Genomic DNA, 23,945 nt, shown 5'->3' on the forward strand with positions numbered 1-23,945 from the left:
TATAAATATTGTTCACTTGGTTAATGGCTACGATGCAAACAGAATTGCCTTTATACCCCAAAATATCATCGATTTATAACAAAATTCTGCAATTAGCGATCGCGATAGTCTTGATTGTTGTGCTGCTCAATATGCTGATAACTCGTTATAACGACCAAGCTCAGTTAATTTCTAGTCAACAGCAAGCGTTCGCTGATGATTACATTAACCAAGCAGCACAAGCTATGTTGGTGTTATTAAAGCAAGGTAAAAAAGCCGCAACAAATGACTACTTAGCAAAGCTTGCGTTGCCTGAATTTATTGCGGGAGTGACCTTGTATGATCAAACTGGGCAAACTGTCGGCGTTGGTGGTACTGAGCAGACCATTCACGAATTATTTGGCATCAACACGCCAGAAATATCGACATCTTCCGACGTGACTCCGCTTGTAGTTGAGCTTAGGGATGAAAAGCTGCAAGGGTATTTACGCTTTACTATCAGCAAACATGCGTGGCAACAAAGCTTGCAACAGGCTAATACTGAACATCAAGAGGTTATGCGTTATATGCTACTCGTAGCTGGTTTGATTGGCTTTTTGTTAGCGCGCGGGTTAAGCCGTTTTAGGTCGCCCACTTCATTGCTTAAAAGCAAACGCCGCTAATAACGAGGGTATTTAAGTCACAAGTTAAACAAGCGGTTTATATTGGCTTCAATCTGCTCGCTTAACATACATTTGTCTTCACTGCGTAAATTAGCTAGCGCGTCAAATACATCGACAACATGTTTGGGGTGATTAGCTAGTCCCTGAAACCCCGCCAGTGGCATCGCTGGTGCATCGGTTTCTAATACCAAAGATTCAATAGGCAACTTTTTAACAGTGTTGATGGTTTTGGTCGCTCTGGGGTAAGTAATGGTGCCACCAATACCGAGTAAAAAACCTAAGTCCAAATACTGCTTTGCCTGTTGGTAGCTGCCGGAAAAAGCATGAATAATACCGCCACGGCTTAGCTTAGCCGCTTTTAGGCTACGTACAACTTCGGGGTGGGACCGCCGGTGGTGAACGATTACGGGCAGTTGATGCTGCTTGGCTAGCTCAAGTTGCTGTTCAAAGATAGCGATTTGTTGGTTGAGGTGCTGCGTTGGTTCTTTGCTGTCTTTAGCTATTGTCCCATCAATACCCATTTCACCGAGTGCAATCAACGAAGCTTTGTGCTCCGCTATTAATTTGTCGAGTTGCTCAATGGCATCATCAGCCAAACCATCGAGAAACCAAGGGTGAATGCCCAAGCAAGGGTAGAGGTCAACTGAGCTTATCATTTGTGCTGGCAGCGATAGCACTTGTTGCCAGTTTTGTGGGCCAATACTAGGCACAATAATGCGCTTTATTTGCTGTGCTTCACAAGTTGTTAGCACCTCATCCAATGACTGGCTAAGTTCGTCAAAATCTAGATGGCAATGGCTGTCAGTAAAGGTTAGCAAGTGATTCTCAGTGATTGTTGGTATGCGGTTTACATATAAAAAAGGTTAGCATGAAGCTAACCTAATTTGTTCATCTGATCATTTGGAGCGGGCTAGAAATTGCGAATTTTTTCCGCACGTGCCACTAGTTTTTCTAACATGGGCTCAAGTTTAAATTTCTCAATAAAAAGCGGTGACAACTCGCGCTCTTTTAGCAAGGTATTCGCCAAGTAAACAGCATGCGCAGTACCAAATGGTTTATTGAGCAGTTTTTCCGGTTGATATTGCAATACCAAAGCTTCGACAATGGCATAAGGAAAGCCCCATAAATGCAACAGATAACCACCTACTTGCGCGTGATCGGTATTAAATAACTTTTGCTCTAAGCCAATGTTATCGCTGCCATTTAAGCGCTCTGCCATAAACTTTTTGGTTTGCTTTTCGTCAACTTCATAGAGCACCAATTTGCCAATGCCATGCAGTAAACCAGTCAGCAATGCTTGTTGCTTTAGCTGTGCCTTAACAATAGATGCCGCCATTCGCGCGGTGGCTAAACAGTGCCGTTGTTCTTGCTCAATTGAAAAGTCAGGAATATTGGGCTGATAGGAAAACATCTCTGCCGTCATCACAATACAGCACAGGGTATCAACCCCCATTTTAGTGATGGCATCACCAATGTTTGTGATTTGCTTGCCCTTAGCCATTGCTGAGCTATTGACGAATTGCAGTACTTTAGCAACCAGTGCTGGGTCGCGACTAATAATTTCGGCAATCTTTGCTGAGTCGGTATTGCTTTGTTTCAGCAGCTGATTAAGCTGCATATAAACCTTAGGTGGGCTTGGTAGAGTTTTGACCTTAGCAACGGCATCAACAATGTGTTTTTTGGTGATAACTTTGTGCTGTGGCACCATGGCTTCAAGCAAGGTAACCAGGTCTGCAGCGTGAATTGGTGAACGAATCTGCTCGTGTGCTAAATCGAAGTCACTGTTGTCATCGTGGGTAACGACAATTTTAAGGGCATGAGGAGCCGCTTGAATAAGTGCTTTTAGGCACGCTTCTACCGCCATATCCGCCAATTGCTCGTTAACTGCAATGACGTCGTAGCGGCTAGCGGCAAGCAGCTCAAGTGCCTGTTCAGCATTGGCAACCTGGCTTAAGGTATGATTCCCGCGACTAAAAATTTTATTTAGCGTTGCTTGATCGGCGCTATTAGCCCCGATAAGTAAAAGCTTCATTACGACTTCACCTCTTCCTTACTCCCTAAAAGTAACATTTTATTCAAGCTGCATCCCTGTTACAGGGAGCGTATTACATACGCTCCATAACATCGATACCTAAGATATCTAAGCCCTTGGCAAGTGTGCTTGCAACACTTGCACAAATCGCCAAGCGTGATGTTTTGGTTTCTTCGCTAATACCTTCTTTTAGGATTGGGCAAGCTTCATAGAAGCTCATGTACAAGCTGGCTAACTCGTATAAGTAGTTGCAAAGTAGGTTAGGGGTACAGTCAGCAATCACTGAATCTAGTACTTCTTCCAACTGAAGTAGTTTAAGGGCTAACGCTTTTTCTTGTGGTGATTCAATTGTTGCTGGCTCTGTCAAGCTTGCCGCGTCAACACCCGCTTTGCGGAAAATACTTTGAATACGCGAGTAAGCGTACTGTAGGTATGGCGCTGTCGCCCCTTCAAAGCTCAGCATAGTTTTCCAGTTAAAGATGTAGTCGCTAGTGCGGTTTTTCGATAAATCAGCGAATTTCACTGCGCCAATACCCACTTTACGCGCGACTTCTTCAAGTTGCTCATCGCTGATCTCTGGGTTTTTCTCTTTGATCAAATCAGTTGCACGGGTAACCGCTTCGTCAAGTAGCTCTGCTAGCTTAATTGTACCGCCAGTACGGGTTTTAAATGGCTTGCCATCGTCACCCATCATCATGCCGAATGGGCAGTGGTCGTAAGCCACTTGCTCCGGTAAGAAACCGGCTTTACGAGCAACAATTTCCACTTGTTTAAAGTGCAAGGCTTGGCGCGCATCGGTAAAGATAATGATGCGATCAGCGTTTAGCTCGCCACTGCGGTAACGACAGGCTGATAAGTCGGTAGTGGCGTATAAGTAACCGCCACCTGATTTTTGCACGATAAACACCGATGGCTCGCCATCTTTGTTCGCCATTTCGTCGATAAAGACGACTTTTGCACCTTGGTCTTCAACGGCAATTTCTTGTGCCATTAATTCATCGATAACTTTTGGTAAGTCCGGGTTGTAGGCGCTTTCACCCATAATATCGTTACGGGTTAGGGTAACGTTTAGCTTTTCGTAAATCTCTTCACTATGGGCGATAGAAATATCGATAAACTGTTGCCATAACTTGTCGCATTCCGCGTCGCCACCTTGAAGTTTTACAACGTATTCGCGGGCGCGATCGGCAAAGCCTGCTTCGTCGTCAAAGCGCACTTTAGCTTCACGGTAGAAAGCTTCTAAGTCAGATAGGGCAGTTTCAGCTACTTCATCGGCGGCTAGCTTATCGCTGAGGTGCGCTAGTAACATACCGAACTGCGTACCCCAGTCACCCATATGGTTTTGACGAATAACTTTATCACCACGGAACTCTAACGCACGTACCACAGCGTCACCAATAATGGTTGATCGTAAGTGACCAACGTGCATTTCTTTCGCTAGGTTCGGCGCGGAGTAATCAACCACTACCGTTTGAGGCTCTGCACGTTGACTAACACCTAAGTTAGCATCGGCGGCGCTGGCTGCTAACTGGCTAGCTAACCAGTCGTTGTTTAAATGAATATTAATAAAACCTGGGCCTGCAAGTTCGATATTGTCGGCAATATCCGCAAGTGCAGGTGTTAAGTGCTCAACCACTTTCGTGGCTAATTCACGTGGGTTCGTTTTTAACTTTTTCGCTGCGCCCATCACGCCATTGGCTTGATAGTCACCAAATTGTGGCTTAGTCGATTGGCTAACCGCCGGGTTGGTATCTGCTGGTAAGCCTGCTGCCACCATAGCAGCCAACACTTTTTCCGAAAGCAAAGACTTAATATTCATGTTAAAAGATCTCTATCTGTATGCAGTTAAGCAAGCTAGGTAGTGGGTTATAGCACTACCTAGTTAAAATTTTTATGACGCTACAAGCAACTCATCACCATAGCGCCGAATATTTGGGGAGCTAGCCTAGTTGCTAATGCTCTCTGGTTTTATGGAACACTATGTCTGGATGACGCTCTTGTGCCAAGTTTAGGTTAACCATGGTTGGTGCGATATAAGTTAGGTTATCGCCGCCATCTAGCGCCAAGTTATCTGATGCTTTCTTGCGGAATTGATCAAGCGTGCGCTCGTCATCACAAGTACACCAGCGCGCTGTGGCAACACTGATCGGCTCGTAAATCGCATCTACGTTGTATTCGGTTTTTAAGCGCTGAACCACCACTTCAAATTGCAGTACACCGACCGCGCCAACGATCATATCGTTGTTATCTAGTGGTCTAAATACTTGTACCGCACCTTCTTCTGATAACTGAATTAAGCCTTTCTGCAGTTGCTTAGCTTTAAGTGGATCGCGCAGGCGAATACGACGGAACATTTCTGGTGCGAAGTTCGGAATACCGCTGAACTTCATTTCTTCACCATGGGTAAAGGTATCACCAATTTGGATACTGCCGTGGTTATGTAAACCAATAATATCGCCAGCAAAGGCTTCTTCAACGTTTGCACGATCGCCCGCCATAAAGGTTACCGCATCAGCAATTTTCACATCTTTACCAATACGCACTTGACGCATCTTCATGCCTTTGCTGTATTTACCCGAAACGATACGCATAAATGCAATACGGTCACGGTGTTTCGGATCCATATTTGCTTGAATTTTAAAGACGAAACCTGAGAATTTTTCCTCGATGGCTTCTACATCGCGTTTGTCTGTTGCGCGTGGCTGTGGCGTAGGTGCCCATGTGGTTAAGCCATCAAGCATATGGTCGACACCAAAGTTACCGAGTGCGGTACCAAAGTATATTGGTGTTAGTTCACCTCTTAGGAATTCGTCTAGGTTGAATTCGTGCGATGCACCAACGACTAGTTCTAATTCTTCACGCAAGTCTTCTGCGAAGGCACCAATTTCAGCGTCTAGCTCTGGGTTGTCTAAGCCTTTAATCACGCGTTTTTCTTGAATCGTGTGACCTTGGCCTGTGGCGTAAAGGATGGTTTCATCGGTTAATATGTTATATACCCCTTTAAACTCTTTACCCATGCCAATTGGCCAAGTGATTGGCGCACATTTAATTTTCAGTACGTCTTCCACTTCGTCCATTACTTCCATTGGATCACGGGTATCGCGGTCCATTTTGTTCATAAACGTAATGATTGGCGTGTCACGCAAACGGGTAACTTCCATTAATTTAATGGTTCTGTCCTCAACACCTTTGGCGGTGTCGATAACCATTAAACAAGAGTCTACCGCGGTTAGTGTACGATAGGTATCTTCCGAGAAGTCTTCGTGACCTGGGGTATCGAGCAGGTTAACTAGGCAGTCAGCGTATGGGAATTGCATTACCGAGGTGGTGATCGAGATACCACGGTCTTTTTCCATTTCCATCCAGTCAGACTTAGCGTGCTGACCTGATTTCTTACCCTTTACCGTACCGGCAGTTTGCAAAGCTTGACCGAATAATAATACTTTTTCGGTGATCGTGGTTTTACCCGCATCCGGGTGAGAGATGATAGCAAACGTGCGGCGTTTGCCGACTTCTTGCTGTTGTACAGACATGCCTGATTCCTGTAACGATAAGGGTGAAAATTAAAAGCGCAGTATTATAGCGAGAAGTGTCGATAAGAGCAGCAAAAATTATTTGTCATTTATTGTTACTACTCGCACTTATTGACTATAAATCACCCCTGTCGAATCAACGAATCAAGCACTCATCTATAAAAATACTTTAATCGAAAACTCCCACCACTTGACGACTGATAGCAATCAGCTTGCCATTGGCATCCCAAATATCAGATTCCATATGACAATAGCCATCGGCAGCTTGGCGTGGGAAGGATGAATAGGCGAGCCAGTCAGTTGGCTTGATTTCGTCATGCGGGTGCAAAAACTCAATATTCCAGTTCATGCTGCTCGCCGGTGCTGGCCATTTTAAGGTTTGCAACACTGGGCAAGGGTAGCCATCGATTAACGCGATTAAGTGAGCATCAGTAATAGCTTCTGGCGCTTTGCTAAAACGAATCCAGCCTTTGATATGGTTCTTTTTACTGCCCATAAATGGGAACTTACCTTCCACTAGGTTGAGGTCTAAGTGTTTTAAAAACTTAGGCACGACTTTCGGAATTGGTGGAATAAACTGTGCTTTTTTTGCCGGCGGTAAATCGTGTTGCTCAGTATTTTCAACCGCGATTTTCGATTGGCGATCAACTGCAAAACACACTTGGCAAATCACCGCGACTTTATCCTGTTGAATTATCTTGCCAAATGCTTGAGTGGCATTTTTACCTTCGCGCAAGATCTCAACTTGTAGCTCAAATGGCTCATCTACCGCCAATGGTCCGACAAAGTTACAGTTAAATGAGCGCATTGGCCTATAGTTAGCGACTTTCGATTTGATTGCCTGATAGAGCACTGCCGCTGAAACACCACCAAATACGGTACGCCCTTGTCCCCAGCTAGCGGGAATGGTGAGTGTCGATGAGTTTGTTGCTTGCGCGAGTAGGGTATCTATATGCATAAAATGCTAATTCCTTGATAGGGTTTGCGGTGTCACTTCGATGGTTTCCTCACCATCTGCTTGGCTAGTAATGGTCAACCAAAGTTGACCTTCAGAAAGAGTACATTGCAGATGCATTTGGCGATCAACTAAATTAGTTAATTGTTCGGCTAACTCAGGCGCTATCGTGGTAACGGTTAAATTGCTTTTTAAGCGAAGTTGGTTCTCTTCTTTTTGCCACCACTGGTTAAACGGGCCATCGGCATAACTGTAAATGGTCATTTGCTTGGCTTGGTTGCAGCCTTTTTTAATGCGTGTTGCCGACGGTTGGCCGAGCTCTATCCAATGTTCAATTTCATCGTGTAAGTTTTTTTGCCATAAATCAGGCACATCAACATCGCTTAACCCTTTGGTAAAGGCTAGTGACTCGTTGGCATTAAAAATAAAGGCCAAGATGCGCAGCATCATTCTTTCGTTGTTTTCAGAAGGGTGACGAGCAATGGTGAGGTCGTGCTCGGCGTAGTAGTTTCTATCCATATCAGAGATGGATAACTGAACTTTAAATATTGTTGCTTTTAGCGCCATAAGAAATGATGAATATGAGTAGTTGCTCTAATTATATTCACACAATGGCAGATATTGTCACCTGCTAATTAGCAAATTGGTTGTCTTGGTTTTTGCGTGTGTAGCCTAAAAAATAGACTTGCAAGTTAAAATTACATGTGTAATTGTTATTTTTGATTACATGTGTAATCAATGAAGGTAAAGCTTAATGAAAATCAATCAATTTCGTTCCGCAGGTTAAATGAGCAAGCTCTATTTTGACTCCAAATGGGAATTAGTATGAAAGCAGTAAAAGTGATTGTAAAACAGATGGTACTGGGTGTACTTGCTATGGTGACAGCCGGTTGTAGTACACCTACCGTGCACTTATACGGTCGCTACTTAACTGAGGAACAACAAACCAACGTTATTCAACAGTTGCAAAGTAACCTAGGGGATAAATCGTTCAACATCTCTGTTAACCAACATCAGTTTCCTGAGTCGATTAACGATACCACCATTATCTATTCTCCTTTTATCTCAGATCCTGCGATTGTTCATTTGTTAGCAAACGAGTTATCCAACCTTGATTGGCAAGTAACTCGGACTTCGGCCTTAAAAGAAGGTAATCATTGGTTTCAAAAAAACTCTATTGGGGTATTTCTGGTGCCGAATAGAGTTAACCCGCATGCTGGAACTTTAATGAGAGATATGGCGAATTTATATCGAATTGAACACAATCCAAGTGAAGATGCGCCAAGTGAACATGACCATGTCGAGTATGAAAAAGGCGAGCATGGCAAAAGCGAACAGCCTAGAGCCGCTCGCTGTGAAACCCCATTAACACTCAGCTTAACACTTGAAGGTCGATATTCCTTTAGTGAAGAAGTAAAAACCGAAAACTATAGCTATGGCACCAGCGGCCAATGGCGAATGCGAGCATATCCATTTATTGAGATGCGTCCCGACACTGGTGGTCGTTGGCTTTATTTTGAAGCTCAGCAAGAATCAAGACACGATCAAATAAGCCAATTGCACGTGACGAAATTAACACCAATAGAAGATTACGCAAATTTAGCAGGCTGTCAGTTTGTTTATGGTCAGCGTAGTTAGGTAGGTCAATTGCCAATGAGATTTGGTAATAGAGGCCGCAAATTAGGAAATTATTATGATTGATATTAGCAATGCCGAAGCCGAAGTATTAACGATACTTTGGGGGCAACAGCCTCTGTCTGCTGGCGATATTATTGAACAGCTGAATCAGGAACGCCCTTGGCATGAAAAAACAGTGAAAACTTTGCTTAATCGGCTGGTAAAAAAAGGTGCAGTAGGTTTCGAGAAAGATAAACGTCGCTACCTGTATTACCCGGTTTTAGAACAAGCCAGTTATCAACAACACGCTAGCCAGTCGTTGATAAAACGTTTGTTTAGCGGCCGAGTTTCACCTCTAGTTGCTGGTTTTGCTAAGCACAACAATTTGCAAAAAGAAGACATCGAGTCGTTGAAGCAGTTGATTAGCGACTGGGAGCGAGAAAATGATTAACTGGCTTGGCGAGGTAATCATCCCATTTACATTAGTTGCTGTGGTGTTACTGCTGACTAGACGCTATTTATCCCACTTTTACAGCCCTCAAATGGGATACGCTAATTGGCTGCTATTACCTGTAAGTTTGATTGTCCCATTTATTGAGTTGCCAAACTGGTTTGCTGTTGTTAGCGAAGGGCAAAGCGTGCAGCGGTACTTGGCAGTTTACACAGGTGAACCTTTAAGTGCTCCTGCTGAGTTACCTTTGCTTACTATTTGGCTTGCTGGTGTACTCAGTTTACTGGGCTTTTGGAGTATTCAGCATCTTAAACTGATCAACTCACAGTCTAATTGGCAGCTTGCTACCAATGAATTATTGCATCATGAAGTGCTAGCAAACAGCGCATTAAAAGTTTACCGAACACAGCAGGATTATAGCCCTGCGCTAGTCGGGATAGTTAAGCCGAAACTTTTGATCCCCAAGCATTTTGAGCATTTATATTCGAAAGAGCAGCAACAGCTGATTCTTGAACATGAACTTTGCCATTTCAATCGAAATGACATGGTATGGAACACCATTGGGCTGCTGATAGTGGCTTTAATGTGGTTTCACCCTCTGGCATGGCTAGCGTATTTGCGCTTTCGCCGTGATCAGGAAATTTCCTGTGATCAAACCGTGTTGGCGCGCAAACACACGACTTGCAGGATTAACTACAGTAAGGCCTTGTTGGTGGCGGCACAAGCATCTCCACCACTTGGCTTTGCTCAATTATCCTTTAAAGAATATGGAGATAAAAACGTGATGTTTGAACGCATTAATATGATTAAACAAGGCTACCAAAAATCCAAACTGGTAAGTGCTGCGGTGTTGGTGGGAGCATTAAGTGTAATGTCGGCAATTAGCTATGCTGGTGATGGCTACTCAACAAATGATACGCATAAGTCGAGTAAGAAAATGAGTAACTTGGCTGACCACATCAAACCGACAGTGCGCATTGAGCCCAAATATCCGATTCAAGCGGCACGCGATAGAGTTGAAGGTTCGGTGGTGCTTAAATTTGATATTACGCCAAGCGGCAGTGTCAGCAACATTAGTGTTGTTAAAGCTATTCCTGAGAACGTATTTAATAAAGTTGCAACAACAGCGTTAGCGCAATGGCAATATGAAACATCGGCTAGTGGTTCAACCAATAATTTAGTGCAGTTGGATTTTATGATGGATGATAATTCTACATTTAATTTCGCTAACTTGACCGAGCAAATAACGGTGAGTAATTAGCGAAGACGTAGGAAAAGCTGGTACGTAAACAGTGTAAGTTAGCTTACCAGCTTTTTCCCCATCACAATCGAGTCTTCATAGCCTGTTGCCGTTGGGTAGTAACCAGTGCGGCGGCTAATTTCGGTAAAGCCGTGGTTGATGTAAAGCATAATAGCGGCCGTATTGCTGGTTCTAACATCAAGCCAAAGTTGCTCGCCACCAAGGTTTTTCGCTTGTGCAATAAACTGCGTTAGTAGCGCATTGCCAAGCCCTTGACCTTGCTCAATGGGGTTCACGCAAATATTCATTAACGTGGCTTCACCTAAAATATATTCACCAATGTAAAAGCCGATAATTTTACTGTTGCCGCTGGCGTCAATTGTTTGTGCATAGTCACCAAAGTAGCGGCCGCCTACACAAGAACGAAATAGCTTTTCTGTCCATGGGTGGGTATGGCAAGCATTTTCAATTGGCATCAGCGCAGTCACATTATCCAATGTAATTGCGGTGTAGGTGAGGTTGTTAATACTTGAACTTGTCATTTTAATTAGCGAGTAGCAGCCAAAGTTGCTGCTTCAGTTGAGGCTTGCTAGCAAGCACGTCTAAACTTGGCGTGACTAGATGTTGCTTGGTTAACTCGATAGCTTCTGCTTGATGAAATTGCCAATCAAGTAAGCCTAAATCTATTTTATCTTCTTTAATACTGACTTCAGTTTGATTCAGTGACAGCGCAGTCAAAATATCTAAATATAAGCGATGGTTTGCTGTTGCTTTGACATCAATGGCTAAATAGTCTGCTGTAGGAGCTGAGTTTTGTTGATCTCGTAGTTGATACAAGTCAATGCCCATGGCGGTCAATTTATCGAATGCTGCTTGCTGGATCATAATAGGCAAATACAATTATCACTTGTGATAAACAATGATTAACGAGTTTGTTGAGCAGACTATATGTTACGAAGTAACTGAAAGTAAAGAGAGAGAAAAAGTGGCAGGGGTAGAGAGATTCGAACTCCCAACCGTCGGTTTTGGAGACCGCTGTTCTACCAATTGGAACTATACCCCTGCAGAGGCGTTGCATTATACCCAACCAAAGTTAAAGGTAAACCCCTTAAAAAGCGAAAATTGCAAAAAAATAGCGGTTTTTAATTGTTTGCTGGTATTTTCAGCAGAAAGGGCTTGATAAGTAAACAAGCCCTTTCTGCTGACAGGGGGCAACTAATACCAACTTGAATAATTATTTGATCACTCAGCGAGAATTTAAAGGCTCATAGACAAGGCTTGGCGTGCAGAGAATGGTTATTCTCTCTTTTTTGAACGAAAAGCAAATGGCATAACGCAGTATATGAGACTTTAAAACTCGCCCTTGGGGATGCATAAGTAGCATGATAACTGCACAAAATTCACTTGATGTAGAACAACTATATCGTCATAAATTTCGTTTGTTCTAATACTGCTTATGTCATTCTGAGAGACTAAATAATTACTCAAATTGGTATAAATATTCGAGATAGAGGTTTTAAGTATTTTGATCTAGATGAGTAGAATCTAGTTCATTCAACAAGCTATCTTTGCCGGTTAGTTTCCTAGGGCGTTGAAGCCCAATTACTCGGCCAATCAACCGTTCTTCGGCTGCGCTCTTTGAAGATGTTTAGCTGTGTGTCTAAATACTCTTGTACAGATGCTTGCTTGTTTTTGTCAGTTTGGTGCCACACAAGCCAATTTTCAGCTACTTCTTCATTTAGTTGAGGTAGTTGCGCCAGTATTGCTGGTTGAGCACTTTTTAGTTGTTCAACTAGGCTTTGCATACTGCTATCACCTTGCCGATAGGCTTGTGCCAACCAGTAATCTGCTTGCGGTAAGTTTTGATTGTGTAAATAAATCACCCCTAGAGTATGCATCGCACCAGGGTGCTTGCTTTGTGCGGCTTGCTCTATGTAGGTAAGGCCTTTTTCAGGGTCTTGGTAGTGATCGTTGGATAAATAGATGAGCCCCATTTTATATTGAGCACTTGGTACACCTTTAAATACAGCTTTTTTGTAGTATTTAAATGCGCGGCGCAAATTCTTTTTCGTGCCATAACCGTTGTAGTACATATCCGCTAAGGTGGCGATAGCTTCTTTGTGGCCACTACTAGCATATACATCGAAGTCATTAAAGTAACTGCGACACTTGGTACTCAAGCAAGATGTTATTTCATTTGAAGCGTAACTAGACGCTGAGTAGAAAGACAACAGCGCAATAACTAATAGTGATTTTCTCATGCTAAATTCCTTCTTATTCCAAGTATGTTATCCGACTATGTTACCTAAAGTAGCAATTGCTAATTTGGCTGTTAGCGTTTGCATTGATGTATAAATTAACCTTTCTATTCGCCGACCAACTCACCCCTCAACTCGCCCCTCAACGGCAATCCCTCAACGCTTTGTATTAAATTTACCTGCCTTTTAAGCTCTAATTTTAAACCCTATATTCAAAAGTGAATAGGCTTTGAAATCTTTGCACATATTCAAAGCCTATTAATTCACATAACAAGCTAAAAGCTAATTGTGATGGGAGGTCGGTTTTGAGTGATAAAACCTGACTTCATCTGGGTATGGAAATACATCTTCGACAATACCCGCAGCCACATTTTGTTGTGCTTGCTGCCAATAACTGGCCTCTAATAGCTCTGGGTGATGTTGTAAAAACGCTCTGCGATATTTCGGGTTAGCTAGTGCAAACGTCGCTAACTCCTCTGGGAACATATCGCCAGGGTCTACTGTATACCAAGGCTCTGAAGCATAAATTTGCTCTTCAGTTTTAGGTTCAGGCTTCACTCTAAAATTCACTTCGTCCATGTAAGTGATTTCATCATAATCATAGAAAATAACGCGGCCATGGCGAGTCACACCAAAGTTTTTCAAGAGCATGTCGCCAGGGAAAATATCGGCAGCAATCAGTTGCTTGATGGCTGTACCATAGCCCAACATAGCATCACTAATTTCCTCATCACTTGCTTTAGCAAGGTAGAGATTAAGCGGCGTCATTCTGCGTTCAATATACATATGCTCGATAACCACCAGATCGTCTTCGTAGCGAATAATCGATGGCGCAACTTGTTCTAGCTCTGCTAATAACTCATCAGAAAACCTGTCTTTGGGAAAGGCAACTTCGGAATACTCCATGGTATCGGCCATTCGACCCACTCTGTCGTGCAGCTTCACCAGACGATATTTAGACTTCACATCTTTTTTCGTCATTTGTTTGCTTGGCGCAAACTTGTCTTTAATGATCTTAAACACATAAGGGTATGACGGGAGGGTGAATACTGACATCACCATACCTTTGATCCCTGGCGCTAGCTCAAGCTTGTCGTCGCTTTGTGCTAAGTGGTGCAAGAAGTCGCGATAAAATTGCGTTTTGCCTTGTTTGTGGTAGCCAACCGCAGAATAAAGCTCAGCCTTGGTTTTACTTGGCATCAACTCTTTTAAAAAGTTAATCATGGGCAGCAAATAAGGACAATCAACAAAGAAGTAGGCACGAGCGAAACCGAATACGACCGCCATGTCTTCTTTATTGGTTAACAAGGTATCAACGTAAATATGGCCTTGTTCATCGTTAAGCAGCGCCACAATAAAAGGCGTTTCACCGCCCGGTGAAACCACGCGACCAATAATGTAAGCGCCTTTATTGCGATAGAAAACTTGATCAAGAATATCAAACTTCATCTGGTCGATTGGGTAACGAGTTTTGTCTGCTTCGCGTGAAAAGCGACTGATTACGATATCAATATCACCAGCTAAATCACGAAACGGCAGGGTAAAGCCCGCTTTTTCCATGATTGTCTCAATGGTTTTTTCTAAGCCTTGCTCATTGGGTTCATAACGTGTGTAGATTTGTTTTTGACGTAGGTTGTTTAAGCATTCTTGAGAAGACTCAACAAAAATAAAACCGTTGTGGTAGTACTTGCGCTCAAACAGATGACAAAAAATGGAATTGTAAAAGCTTTCGGCTAAATCGGACTTGTCATGATAGAGCAGCTGCTCAACATATTCTTGTTTAATTGCTTGCCATAGCGCTTCGTCTAATTCTGAAATGGCAAAGTCTTGGCGTATGGTGGCTAAGGTCTCTTTGATACGTAGATCATAAAAATCGGTTCGTTGGCGTGAAGCTTCTTGCACTTCATGCCATTGTGCTTGCTCAAAACGCTCTTTCGCTGAACGAGTGATTTCACCAAATAGGTACATATGGCGCTCAAAACCGTTAATAATGGTTTTGGCCACGGCGATAGCTAAGTTATTCATATAAACATCCTGATTTATACCAATTGAATTAACTAATTGATCAATTCAGAGCGCTGTCAGCGGTGGGAGAACAAGCTAAATTTTTGTTGATATAGTTATTCTACATCTCATCAATTTGGCGAAGTTATCGCGACGCTGACACGCTCCCAAAGGGCGAGTTTAAAAGGCTCATATGCATCGTTATTGATTTTGCCTCCCATGAAAAGAGGGGAGCGACCATTCTCTGCAATCAATGCCTTGCCTCTGAGCCTTTTAATTCTCGCTGAATGATTAAGTATTTATTTAAACTGGTATTACTTAACGGCTTAGCCGAAAAAACTGCTCAGTTGAGCATAACCGATGAATCTATTTAGTGCTTGCGTTTTTTTTGCCAATAGTCGCTATTGAATCTATCAATATTGCTTGAATTTACGCCGCCTCGGCACTAGACTTACGCGGTTTTTTTGTTGCTGGCTGGCGGTGTATATGCGTGTTTCTGATTTTGCTTTTGATTTACCTGAAGAGTTAATTGCTCGTTATCCAAAACAAGATCGTACTGCCAGTCGTTTAATGACGGTTGAAGGCAGTAGTGGCGACATCACAGATGGCACTTTTGTTGATGTGTTAGCGCAGCTAAACGACGGTGACTTACTCATTTTCAACAACACTCGTGTAATTCCTGCCCGCATGTTTGGTAAGAAAGCCTCGGGTGGTAAGCTCGAAGTGTTGGTTGAACGGGTATTAGATGAACATCGAGTGTTAGCTCATATCCGCTGTAGCAAATCGCCAAAACCTGGCACTGAAATTATTTTGGAAGAGTCTGTGTCGGCAACGATGGTTGCTCGCCACGACGCACTGTTTGAATTGGCATTTGAAGGCGAAGAAAAAGTCTTAGACATTCTCGAACGCATTGGTCATATGCCATTGCCACCTTATATCGACCGCCCAGATGAAGACTCAGATCGCGAGCGTTATCAAACCGTTTACAATGAAAAACCTGGCGCTGTTGCTGCGCCAACCGCAGGTTTGCATTTTGATGATGACTTACTGGCAAAAATTCAAGCCAAAGGTGTAGATCTTGCTTTTGTTACCTTGCACGTTGGCGCGGGGACTTTCCAACCGGTAAAAGTTGAAGAAATTGCTGATCATGTCATGCATGCAGAATATGTGGAAGTCTCGGAAGACGTCGTGGCGAAAATCGAACAAACGAAAGCTAATGGTGGCCGTGTTGTCGCCGTTGGTACCACCTCGATGCGCTCACTCGAAAGTGCAGCGAAAGCGGCAGATGAGCAAGGCAAATTAATTGCCCCGTTTTATCAAGACACAGATATTTTTATTACCCCAGGTTTTAACTTCAAAGTGGTCGATGCACTAATTACTAACTTCCACTTGTCGGAATCAACCTTGTTAATGCTAGTCAGCGCCTTTACAGGTTACGACAATATGATGCGTGCCTATCAACACGCAGTTGAGGAAAAGTATCGCTTTTTCTCATACGGCGATGCGATGTTTTTAACGCGCCAAAGCCGTTAACGCTTTTTTTTAGAAAAGTATTACCAGAAACATTGAGTTAAACACGTTTAACTTAACCCCTAAACTGAAGCCGCTGGTCTGTTTTACTAGTGGGCGGAGAATACAATGAAATACGAATTAATTAATAAAGACGGTAAAGCACGTCGCGGCCGTTTGACCTTTGAACGTGGTACGGTGGAAACGCCAGCGTTTATGCCTGTGGGCACCTACGGCACGGTTAAAGGCATGAAAACCGAAGAAATTAAAGAGATTGGCGCAGAAATCATTCTCGGCAATACCTTTCACTTAATGCTACGTCCAGGCACAGACATCATCGAACAGCACGGTGATCTGCACGACTTTATTAACTGGGACAAGCCTATTTTAACCGATTCAGGCGGCTTCCAAGTATTCAGCTTAGGCAAGATGCGTAAGATCACTGAAGAAGGGGTAAAATTCTCTTCACCAGTAAACGGTGAGAAAATTATGCTAACGCCAGAGCGTTCAATGGAAGTTCAACGTGCGCTAGGCTCAGACATCGTGATGATTTTCGATGAATGTACCCCATACCCTGCCACTCACCAAGAAGCCAAAGACTCAATGGAGCTATCACTTCGTTGGGCACAGCGCAGTAAAGATGCGCACCAAGGTAACCCAAATGCGTTATTCGGCATTGTTCAAGGTGGCATGTATGAAGATTTACGCGAAGTTTCTGTTGACGGCCTAAAGGCAATTGATTTTGACGGCTATGCGATCGGCGGTTTATCAGTTGGTGAGCCGAAAGAAGATATGATCCGCATTTTAGATCACACCACCCCCTTGATCCCGGAAAATAAACCCCGATATCTGATGGGAGTAGGCAAGCCAGAAGATTTAGTGGAAGGTGTGCGCCGTGGCATAGATATGTTTGACTGTGTCATGCCAACTCGTAATGCCCGTAACGGCCACTTGTTTGTTAGCGATGGTGTGGTGAAAATTCGCAACGCGAAAAACAAAACCGACACTGGCCCACTAGATCCAGAGTGCGATTGCTACACCTGTAAAAATTACTCAAAAGCTTATTTGCATCATTTAGATAAGTGTAATGAAATTTTGGGCTCGCAGTTAAATACCATTCATAACCTGCGTTATTATCAGCGTGTGATGAAAGGTTTGCGTGATGCGATTGAGGCAGGTACATTGGATGACTTTGTTGCCGATTTCTATGCCCGCCGAGGCTTACCTGTACCGCCATTAGCGGAAGGTAGTGAGCAAGTTTAATCATTTTGCACAGCAGCAAAATGTAGCGCTTTATTAGCGTTAACAAAGCGCTAAGAATTCAATTTATAAATATTAAAAGAAGTAGAGGAAATTATGAGTCTATCTTTAGGTACTATTTTTGCCCAGGCACAACCGCAAGGTGGTGGTATGGAAATGTTAATCATGCTGGCCGTGTTCGGTTTAGTGTTTTATTTTATGATTTATCGCCCACAAGCGAAGCGCGTAAAAGAGCACAAAACCTTAATGTCGGCACTATCTAAAGGTGACGAAGTACTGACCCAAGGCGGTTTAGTGGGCAAAATTACTAAAGTGTCTGACGAGAAAGACTTTGTGGTAATCGCTATTGCTGAAGGTACTGATGTGACAGTACAAAAAGCATCAATCAGTGCGGTACTGCCAAAAGGAACAATGAAAAGCCTCTAATCGAGGCTTTTTGCGTTCTTTAGCCCAACGTTTTTTAACCCAAGTAGCTGAGCAGCTATGTCAGGTAGACCTAGCAAGAGCGTTCAGCTAAGCAAAAGCGTAACGCTAACAATAGCGAAACAATAAACTAGTGGAATTATTGTGTTAAATAAAACCCCTCTATGGAAAACGCTGATGGTGATGTTCGTTATCGCCATTGGTATGTTATACGCTTCACCTAACCTCTACGGTGAAGATCCCGCGGTTCAGGTTTCAGGCCTACGCGGTGTTGAAGTAGATGCTTCAACGTTAGACCAAATTAAATCTCAGTTAAGTGAAAACAATATTGAAGTGATGAGCATCGCCCTTGAAAAAGGCCAAGTGCTAGCGCGTTTTCGCGATACTGAAAACCAAATTAAAGCGCGTGACTTGTTACACGACACTTATGGCCGTGACTACTCAGTGGCGTTAAACCTAACACCTGCAACACCGGACTGGTTAGCTGCAATTGGTGGTTCACCAATGAAGTTAGGTTTGGACTTAAGTGGTGGTGTTAGCTTCCTAATGGAAGTGAACATGAAAGAAGCCGTTAATAAAGCACAAACGGGCTTAGTGGGTGATTTCCGCTCTGAGCTACGCGGCGAAAAAATTCGCTACCGCAGTGTCAAGCTTGACGGCGATGCGATTAAAGTGGTTTTCCGTAATCCTGAAGATTTGGAAAAAGCGGAAGACTACCTAAGCAAGCAGAATCGCGATTTGTTATTTACGATGGACGAAGATTCACTGACCTTAAAAGCAGTGATGACAGAGCAAAAGCAAAAAGAGATTCGCGAATATGCCTTACAGCAAAACATTACCATTATTCGTAATCGTGTTAACGAATTAGGTGTTGCCGAGCCGCTAGTCCAGCGTCAAGGCCAAAAGCATATCGTGATTGAATTGCCGGGTGTTCAAGACACGGCAAAAGCAAAAGAAATTTTAAATGCGACGGCAACCATTGAGTTCAGAATGGTGGATACCGATAACGATATTGGTAATGCCTTGGATGGCCGAGTGCCAGCTAGCTCGCAATTGCTATATGAACGCAATGGTACGCCAGTACTGCTGAAAAAGCGCATCATGCTAACAGGTGACCATATTGTTGATGCAGGCTCTGGCTTTGATGAATACAGCCGCCCGCAAGTAAACATTACCCTTGATTCACCAGGTGGTAGTAAGTTCTCGAACGCGACCAAAGATAATATCGGCAAGCCAATGGCAACGGTATTTATTGAGTACAAAGGTACCGATCGCAAAGATGCCGACGGCAATACCATCTTCGAAAAAGTGGAAGAAGTGATCTCAGTTGCGACAATTCAAGCGCGTCTTGGTAAAAACTTCCGTATTACGGGTGCTGGTAGCCAGCAAGAAGCGCATAACTTAGCGTTATTGTTACGTGCAGGTGCTTTGATTGCGCCAATTCAAATTGTTGAAGAGCGTACAGTTGGTCCATCACTGGGTGCTGAAAACATCAAATTAGGCTTCCAAGCGATTATTGGCGGCTTTGCGTTAGTGTTTATCTTTATGATGATTTACTACCGTGCTTTTGGTGTGGTAGCAAACCTAGCGCTAGGTGCTAACTTGATCATGATTGTTGGTGTCATGTCGATGATCCCAGGGGCGACCCTAACACTACCAGGTATGGCAGGTATTGTATTAACCGTAGGTATGGCGGTTGATGCAAACGTACTTATTTTCGAACGTATTCGTGAAGAATTACGCAGCGGTAAATCAGTACAGCAATCTATCCACCAAGGTTATGACGCAGCATTCTCAACTATTTTAGATGCTAACATCACCACTTTAATTGCTGCCTTCATTCTATTTGCTGTCGGTACAGGCCCAATCAAAGGCTTCGCGGTGACCTTATCAATCGGTATTATCACCTCGATGTTTACCGCGATTGTCGGTACACGTACGGTAGTTAATGCAGTTTGGGGCGGTAAACGCCTTGATAAAATTAGTATTTAGGTGATAGTGATGCAAATTTTAAAGTTAAAAGAAACTGTTGCCTTTATGCGCTACCGCAAGGTAGCCATGGTGTTCAGTATCCTGATGATGGTAGCGTCGATTGCTTCGCTAGCGATTAACAAATTGAATTTTGGCCTCGATTTTACTGGCGGTGTTAAAGTTGAAGTGGGCTTTGAACAAGCCGCTGATTTAACGAAAATGCGTCAGGTACTTGATGCTAACGGCTTTGATGATGCTGTGGTTCAACTTTTTGGTACCAGTCGTGACGTGGTGATCCGCATGGGTGAACGCCCAGGCGTGAAAGCAGAAACCTTAGGCGATCAAATACTTTCTGTACTAAAAGACGGTATGAGCGTGAATGTTGAAATGCGCCGTATCGAGTTTGTTGGTGCCAGTGTTGGTGACGAGCTTACCGAACAAGGTGGCTTGGCGATGTTAACCGCCTTGATTTGTATCTTGGTGTACGTTGCGTTTCGTTTCGAATGGCGCTTTGCACTAGGTTCGGTGTTCGCGTTATTCCACGATGTATTACTTACCCTAGGTTTGTTCTCAATATTAGGCATTGAGTTCGACTTAACGGTATTAGCGGCGATTTTGGCGGTAATTGGTTACTCGCTTAACGATACCATTGTTGTTTCTGACCGTATTCGTGAGAACTTCCGTAAAATTCGCGAAGGTGGCCCAGAAGAGATCATCAATATCTCATTAACGCAAACGTTAAGCCGTACCTTTATTACGTCAATCACCACGTTATTGGTATTGGCCGCACTATTCTTTAAAGGTGGCGCGCTAATTCACGGTTTTGCGACAGCATTGTTATTTGGTGTGTTTGTCGGTACTTACTCATCTATTTATGTGGCAAGTTCAATTGCCTTGGCGTTAGGTATTTCAAAAGAAGACCTAATTCCAGAAGTGGTAGAAAAAGAAGGTGCTGATCACGAAGAAATGATGCCATAGGCACAGATTCTTTTAGGTTAGTAACGATAGAAAAACGCGCTTGAGTTAATCACTCAAGCGCGTTTTTTATTGGCTCGTTGTCGTTAACAATGACTAGTCAGTGCCAGTTTGAGTGGCAGTCGTTTGCATAGTTACACTAGTCCGGCTCTTGAAACAGTTTTTTCGGCAAGGAAAGTTTAGCGATGCGTTTGCTAAGTGAGTAAATTCTTTTCATGCTGTCCATCAACTCATTTTCCATATGCGTAACGTCAATATTTTCTGCCCCTTCCTGCTTAAGACGCTTGGCCTGCATTTGAATGGCTTCGCGTACTAGTTGGTTAATATTATCTTTCATGTGCAGAATGTTTTGTGCCGCCAATTCATCGTCATTTTGCGTGATAGTTTGTGTTGTACTAAGAACTTCTCTTAGCTGATAGTAAAGTTGGCTTAAAATCGTACGTTCGGTCTCTGTTGCTTTTAATTTAAGACGAACCGCTTCTTTACCTACTTCGACTAGGTTGGTTTCAATTACATCACCAATGCGCTCCAAATCTTCGTTAATGCTAAGGTAGCGCATCATGTTTTCATTCTCTTGCTCGGTTAGGTTCTGCAATGTTAGTTTGCGGATATAGTCAGTGATTTCGGCGTGCAAAATATCGGCTTGGTCGTCCATTTTGGCAATTTCATCAAATTTTCTCGCGTCACGCTCACGAAACGCATCACCTGTTTTAGCCAGCATTGCATCAACAATTGACGCCAAATGAGCAAGCTCGCGGCGCACCATATCAAGCGCTAGTGCAGGTGTTTCCAATAAATCATTATCGAGATAAAGCGGTTTGATAATCGCTTTCTTAGGTGTAGTTTTGTCGGGAATAAGGCGCTCAACCAAGCGGCCAAACTGTGCTGTAAAAGCAATAAATATCAGCGTATTGGCAACATTAAAAATGGTATGAGCATTGGCTATTTGCCTTGGTACTTCTGCTGCCAGTTTTTCTGTACCGGAGAGGTTTGCCGCAACGGGTGACACATAAGTTACTAAAACGGCAAGCTGGGGAATAAACAAGAGCCACAGCAGCACACCAACAATATTGAAAATAATATGAATGGCTGCCGCTCGTTTGGCTTCGGTTGGTTTACCAATAGAGGCGAGCAGCGCGGTTACACAGGTGCCAATATTTGCGCCAAAGGCAAGCGCAATACCGGCGGGCAAGCTAATAAAGCCTTGACTTGCCATGACAATTACAATGCCTGTTGTTGCCGATGAAGATTGCACCAGAGCAGTAAACAAGGCTGCTACCAAGATACCGTACAGCGGCCTTTCCATGCTGGTCATTAGGTTGATAAAAGGCTCATAGCTGCGCAGCGGCGACATTCCTTCACTCATAATACCCATGCCAAAGAAGATAAGGCCAAGCCCCATTAGCACGTTACCGTAATGCTGCACCTTTTCTTTCTTTGAAAGAAATAACATGGCAAAGCCCAAGGCAATCATTAAAAGTGCGGCTTTTTCTACTTTAAAAGCGACAATTTGCGCGGTAATGGTGGTGCCAATATTAGACCCCATAATGACACCAATTGACTGTGATAAGGTCATTAACCCTGCTGAGACAAAGCCAACGACGAGCACAGTTGTGACCGATGAACTCTGGATTATAGAAGTCACTGCGGCGCCGCTAAGAGCGGCAGAGAATCGATTAGTGGTTAGTTTTGATAGCAGGTTCTTCATTTGATCGCCGGCAGCGGCTTTAAGTGCGGCAGACATTTGCTCCATGCCAAATAAAAACAAGGCTAAACCACCAAACAGCTCCATGGTCATTTTAAACCAATCTAGCGAGTCAGATGTGCTACTCGCTGCCCAAGCGACTAGTGGGGTGAATGCAATAAATAACGTACCAATGCCGATAATGTAGCGACCCTTTGTGTTGCTTGAACTTATGTACATAGAATCCCCTTTCAGGTAGTTTTTCAGCGATCATCAACGTTGAATATCATTGAGATGTAAGCAACACAAAGCCTGTTGGTAATTAACAATTTGAATTCGAGCCCTAAGTTAACCTCAGCTCTGGATAACTAATGTGCTTCTAGCGGCTATTTTTACTGCTACCAGCGTTAAATTTACTTGCAATAGGCTAGCTATTGACGCGCAAATTTACCTTGATATCAGCAAAAATTTCTCACTAGAAGATAACAATGAACATAAGTATCTGAATTAATTTGTTATTCACTATTTCTTATCCAAACCTGAGGTTAAGTTAGCTCCCATCGTTACATTTTTATGTGGAATGGCTAACGGTTCCGGCATTTTGTTAATTACACAGCTTGGCTAAATCGCTTACTTGAGTTGCTTGTTTGAGTTGTTGAGTTAAGCATAGTCAATCATATTGGTTACGGCTGGTTGATAAGGGCAGCTAAGATCAAAAAAACGAGCAATAAGCTCGTTTTTTATCGATGCAGACTATATCCACTAATATGACTAGTAAAATATTTAGTTAAGACAAATGCCGTTTAGTAGCAGATATTGAGTTTACACGCTGCCAGTGCGGCATTGTTTTAGTTCATGAAAATACTCATTAGCTTTCGGGTGTGCTAAATCGGCAATGATGACTTCAGAAACGCCAACACCAGTGTCAGTTTCTTGGATCCAAAGTGCTATTTTCTCACTGTCTTTCATCACCTCTCGATTCAGCATATAACTTTTATCTGCTTCAAGGTTAACATTAAAATTTACTACCGCAACACGCTCGCTAAAGTCGATATTACGGCGTTTTAGCTCAGCTTTTACCCATAAGCTATGCTGGCCGCTGAGGTGCTGCTTCGGGTGAATAAATGAAGCTGGCTTTTGGTTGGCACACATTAAATAAACGTGTTCAAAGTTGTCTGTATTGTCGCGCTTAAAGTTTTCTAAGCGAAAGTGGTTATCTTCCAGCGCTGTCTCTATTGGCAGCGCACTACAGCCAAGCAAAGCGAAACTTGCGAGCGGCATAGCGAATATTTTGATGTTTTTCTTCAGTATTTCCATGTTCATTACACACTTCCTTTTTAATAAACCTAATTTAATACTGGTCAATAAATATTCATAATTCAAGGGTTTTGT

General features: G+C 43.2%; 21 protein-coding genes and 1 tRNA gene. 9 read left to right on the forward strand and 13 right to left on the reverse strand.

Annotated elements, in window-relative coordinates; all coding sequences use genetic code 11:
* Positions 1-32: 32 nt before the first annotated feature.
* Positions 33-641 carry an AhpA/YtjB family protein gene (locus DXX94_RS14600; RefSeq protein WP_181901568.1) on the forward strand — a complete coding sequence of 203 codons (609 nt, stop codon included), beginning with the start codon at positions 33-35 and terminating at the stop codon, positions 639-641.
* Positions 642-658: 17 nt separating this feature from the next.
* On the opposite strand, the gene DXX94_RS14605 is transcribed toward DXX94_RS14600, so the two are convergent.
* The 6 genes from DXX94_RS14605 to DXX94_RS14630 all read right to left on the reverse strand — a co-directional run bounded on the left by DXX94_RS14605 (position 659) and on the right by DXX94_RS14630 (position 7,728).
* Positions 659-1,459, reverse strand: coding sequence for a TatD family hydrolase (locus DXX94_RS14605; RefSeq protein WP_116017000.1), 801 nt, complete (start codon positions 1,457-1,459; stop codon positions 659-661).
* Positions 1,460-1,551: 92 nt separating this feature from the next.
* Positions 1,552-2,673: an HDOD domain-containing protein gene (locus DXX94_RS14610; protein WP_116017002.1), complete on the reverse strand. Its 1,122-nt coding sequence runs from the start codon at positions 2,671-2,673 to the stop codon at positions 1,552-1,554.
* A gap of 73 nt (positions 2,674-2,746) precedes the next feature.
* The gene (gene argS / locus DXX94_RS14615) at positions 2,747-4,492 is read right to left on the reverse strand and encodes an arginine--tRNA ligase (RefSeq protein ID WP_116017004.1); all 1,746 of its coding nucleotides are present in this window, start codon (positions 4,490-4,492) and stop codon (positions 2,747-2,749) included.
* 133 nt (positions 4,493-4,625) lie between these two features.
* Positions 4,626-6,206 carry a peptide chain release factor 3 gene (prfC, locus tag DXX94_RS14620; RefSeq protein ID WP_116017006.1) on the reverse strand — a complete coding sequence of 527 codons (1,581 nt, stop codon included), beginning with the start codon at positions 6,204-6,206 and terminating at the stop codon, positions 4,626-4,628.
* 169 nt (positions 6,207-6,375) lie between these two features.
* The gene (locus DXX94_RS14625; RefSeq protein ID WP_116017008.1) at positions 6,376-7,164 is read right to left on the reverse strand and encodes an acyl-CoA thioesterase; all 789 of its coding nucleotides are present in this window, start codon (positions 7,162-7,164) and stop codon (positions 6,376-6,378) included.
* A gap of 6 nt (positions 7,165-7,170) precedes the next feature.
* Positions 7,171-7,728, reverse strand: a complete 558-nt coding sequence (locus DXX94_RS14630) for a YaeQ family protein (protein WP_116017010.1) — start codon at positions 7,726-7,728, stop codon at positions 7,171-7,173.
* A 258-nt stretch (positions 7,729-7,986) separates the two neighbouring features.
* Here DXX94_RS14630 and DXX94_RS14635 point away from each other — a divergent pair, with 258 nt between their 5' ends.
* From DXX94_RS14635 to DXX94_RS14645, 3 genes are read left to right on the forward strand one after another with little or no spacing between them, the layout of a single operon-like run.
* Positions 7,987-8,799 (forward strand): hypothetical protein, encoded by an 813-nt coding sequence (locus DXX94_RS14635; protein ID WP_116017012.1) that lies wholly within the window; start codon positions 7,987-7,989, stop codon positions 8,797-8,799.
* A gap of 55 nt (positions 8,800-8,854) precedes the next feature.
* Positions 8,855-9,229 (forward strand): BlaI/MecI/CopY family transcriptional regulator, encoded by a 375-nt coding sequence (locus tag DXX94_RS14640; RefSeq protein WP_116017014.1) that lies wholly within the window; start codon positions 8,855-8,857, stop codon positions 9,227-9,229.
* Positions 9,222-10,490 (forward strand): M56 family metallopeptidase, encoded by a 1,269-nt coding sequence (locus DXX94_RS14645; protein WP_116017016.1) that lies wholly within the window; start codon positions 9,222-9,224, stop codon positions 10,488-10,490. The genes DXX94_RS14640 and DXX94_RS14645 overlap by 8 nt, the downstream gene beginning before the upstream one ends.
* A 38-nt stretch (positions 10,491-10,528) precedes the next feature.
* On the opposite strand, the gene rimI is transcribed toward DXX94_RS14645, so the two are convergent.
* The 5 genes from rimI to aceK all read right to left on the reverse strand — a co-directional run bounded on the left by rimI (position 10,529) and on the right by aceK (position 14,752).
* A complete protein-coding gene (rimI, locus tag DXX94_RS14650) occupies positions 10,529-11,011 on the reverse strand; it encodes a ribosomal protein S18-alanine N-acetyltransferase (RefSeq protein WP_116017018.1) in 483 nt (160 codons plus the stop codon).
* Between the two features lies 1 nt (position 11,012).
* Positions 11,013-11,354: a DNA polymerase III subunit psi gene (locus DXX94_RS14655; protein WP_116017020.1), complete on the reverse strand. Its 342-nt coding sequence runs from the start codon at positions 11,352-11,354 to the stop codon at positions 11,013-11,015.
* A gap of 101 nt (positions 11,355-11,455) precedes the next feature.
* Positions 11,456-11,532 (reverse strand) — tRNA-Trp (locus DXX94_RS14660).
* Between the two features lie 520 nt (positions 11,533-12,052).
* Positions 12,053-12,730 carry a tetratricopeptide repeat protein gene (locus DXX94_RS14665; protein WP_116017022.1) on the reverse strand — a complete coding sequence of 226 codons (678 nt, stop codon included), beginning with the start codon at positions 12,728-12,730 and terminating at the stop codon, positions 12,053-12,055.
* A gap of 279 nt (positions 12,731-13,009) precedes the next feature.
* Positions 13,010-14,752 carry a bifunctional isocitrate dehydrogenase kinase/phosphatase gene (gene aceK, locus DXX94_RS14670; RefSeq protein WP_116017024.1) on the reverse strand — a complete coding sequence of 581 codons (1,743 nt, stop codon included), beginning with the start codon at positions 14,750-14,752 and terminating at the stop codon, positions 13,010-13,012.
* Positions 14,753-15,217: 465 nt separating this feature from the next.
* On the opposite strand from aceK, the gene queA reads away from it, so the two are divergent.
* The 5 genes from queA to secF all read left to right on the forward strand — a co-directional run bounded on the left by queA (position 15,218) and on the right by secF (position 20,872).
* Positions 15,218-16,264 (forward strand): tRNA preQ1(34) S-adenosylmethionine ribosyltransferase-isomerase QueA, encoded by a 1,047-nt coding sequence (gene queA / locus DXX94_RS14675; protein WP_116017026.1) that lies wholly within the window; start codon positions 15,218-15,220, stop codon positions 16,262-16,264.
* A gap of 105 nt (positions 16,265-16,369) precedes the next feature.
* The gene (tgt, locus tag DXX94_RS14680; RefSeq protein WP_116017028.1) at positions 16,370-17,503 is read left to right on the forward strand and encodes a tRNA guanosine(34) transglycosylase Tgt; all 1,134 of its coding nucleotides are present in this window, start codon (positions 16,370-16,372) and stop codon (positions 17,501-17,503) included.
* Positions 17,504-17,596: 93 nt separating this feature from the next.
* Positions 17,597-17,926, forward strand: a complete 330-nt coding sequence (yajC, locus tag DXX94_RS14685) for a preprotein translocase subunit YajC (RefSeq protein ID WP_116001367.1) — start codon at positions 17,597-17,599, stop codon at positions 17,924-17,926.
* Positions 17,927-18,067: 141 nt separating this feature from the next.
* Entirely contained in the window at positions 18,068-19,915 is a 1,848-nt protein-coding gene (gene secD, locus DXX94_RS14690) for a protein translocase subunit SecD (RefSeq protein ID WP_116017030.1), read from the forward strand.
* A 9-nt stretch (positions 19,916-19,924) separates the two neighbouring features.
* A complete protein-coding gene (gene secF, locus DXX94_RS14695; protein WP_116017032.1) occupies positions 19,925-20,872 on the forward strand; it encodes a protein translocase subunit SecF in 948 nt (315 codons plus the stop codon).
* Between the two features lie 136 nt (positions 20,873-21,008).
* Here secF and DXX94_RS14700 read toward each other — a convergent pair whose 3' ends face one another.
* Both DXX94_RS14700 and DXX94_RS14705 read right to left on the reverse strand, forming a co-directional pair.
* A complete protein-coding gene (locus tag DXX94_RS14700) occupies positions 21,009-22,793 on the reverse strand; it encodes a Na/Pi cotransporter family protein (RefSeq protein ID WP_116017034.1) in 1,785 nt (594 codons plus the stop codon).
* Positions 22,794-23,375: 582 nt separating this feature from the next.
* Positions 23,376-23,876 (reverse strand): hypothetical protein, encoded by a 501-nt coding sequence (locus DXX94_RS14705; protein ID WP_258872182.1) that lies wholly within the window; start codon positions 23,874-23,876, stop codon positions 23,376-23,378.
* Positions 23,877-23,945 lie beyond the last annotated feature (69 nt).

The sequence above is a fragment of the Thalassotalea euphylliae genome, assembly GCF_003390375.1.
Classification (GTDB): Bacteria; Pseudomonadota; Gammaproteobacteria; order Enterobacterales; family Alteromonadaceae; genus Thalassotalea_F; species Thalassotalea_F euphylliae_A.

Excerpts from the sequence above, each read along its gene's own strand:
- DXX94_RS14600 (WP_181901568.1), top strand. The coding sequence starts at position 33 with ATGCAAACAGAATTGCCTTTATACCCCAAAATATCATCGATTTATAAC.
- DXX94_RS14610 (WP_116017002.1), bottom strand. The coding sequence starts at position 2,673 with ATGAAGCTTTTACTTATCGGGGCTAATAGCGCCGATCAAGCAACGCTA.
- argS (WP_116017004.1), bottom strand. The coding sequence starts at position 4,492 with ATGAATATTAAGTCTTTGCTTTCGGAAAAAGTGTTGGCTGCTATGGTG.
- prfC (WP_116017006.1), bottom strand. The coding sequence starts at position 6,206 with ATGTCTGTACAACAGCAAGAAGTCGGCAAACGCCGCACGTTTGCTATC.
- DXX94_RS14625 (WP_116017008.1), bottom strand. The coding sequence starts at position 7,164 with ATGCATATAGATACCCTACTCGCGCAAGCAACAAACTCATCGACACTC.
- DXX94_RS14630 (WP_116017010.1), bottom strand. The coding sequence starts at position 7,728 with ATGGCGCTAAAAGCAACAATATTTAAAGTTCAGTTATCCATCTCTGAT.
- DXX94_RS14635 (WP_116017012.1), top strand. The coding sequence starts at position 7,987 with ATGAAAGCAGTAAAAGTGATTGTAAAACAGATGGTACTGGGTGTACTT.
- DXX94_RS14640 (WP_116017014.1), top strand. The coding sequence starts at position 8,855 with ATGATTGATATTAGCAATGCCGAAGCCGAAGTATTAACGATACTTTGG.
- DXX94_RS14645 (WP_116017016.1), top strand. The coding sequence starts at position 9,222 with ATGATTAACTGGCTTGGCGAGGTAATCATCCCATTTACATTAGTTGCT.
- rimI (WP_116017018.1), bottom strand. The coding sequence starts at position 11,011 with ATGACAAGTTCAAGTATTAACAACCTCACCTACACCGCAATTACATTG.
- DXX94_RS14655 (WP_116017020.1), bottom strand. The coding sequence starts at position 11,354 with ATGATCCAGCAAGCAGCATTCGATAAATTGACCGCCATGGGCATTGAC.
- DXX94_RS14665 (WP_116017022.1), bottom strand. The coding sequence starts at position 12,730 with ATGAGAAAATCACTATTAGTTATTGCGCTGTTGTCTTTCTACTCAGCG.
- aceK (WP_116017024.1), bottom strand. The coding sequence starts at position 14,752 with ATGAATAACTTAGCTATCGCCGTGGCCAAAACCATTATTAACGGTTTT.
- queA (WP_116017026.1), top strand. The coding sequence starts at position 15,218 with ATGCGTGTTTCTGATTTTGCTTTTGATTTACCTGAAGAGTTAATTGCT.
- tgt (WP_116017028.1), top strand. The coding sequence starts at position 16,370 with ATGAAATACGAATTAATTAATAAAGACGGTAAAGCACGTCGCGGCCGT.
- yajC (WP_116001367.1), top strand. The coding sequence starts at position 17,597 with ATGAGTCTATCTTTAGGTACTATTTTTGCCCAGGCACAACCGCAAGGT.
- secF (WP_116017032.1), top strand. The coding sequence starts at position 19,925 with ATGCAAATTTTAAAGTTAAAAGAAACTGTTGCCTTTATGCGCTACCGC.
- DXX94_RS14700 (WP_116017034.1), bottom strand. The coding sequence starts at position 22,793 with ATGTACATAAGTTCAAGCAACACAAAGGGTCGCTACATTATCGGCATT.
- DXX94_RS14705 (WP_258872182.1), bottom strand. The coding sequence starts at position 23,876 with ATGAACATGGAAATACTGAAGAAAAACATCAAAATATTCGCTATGCCG.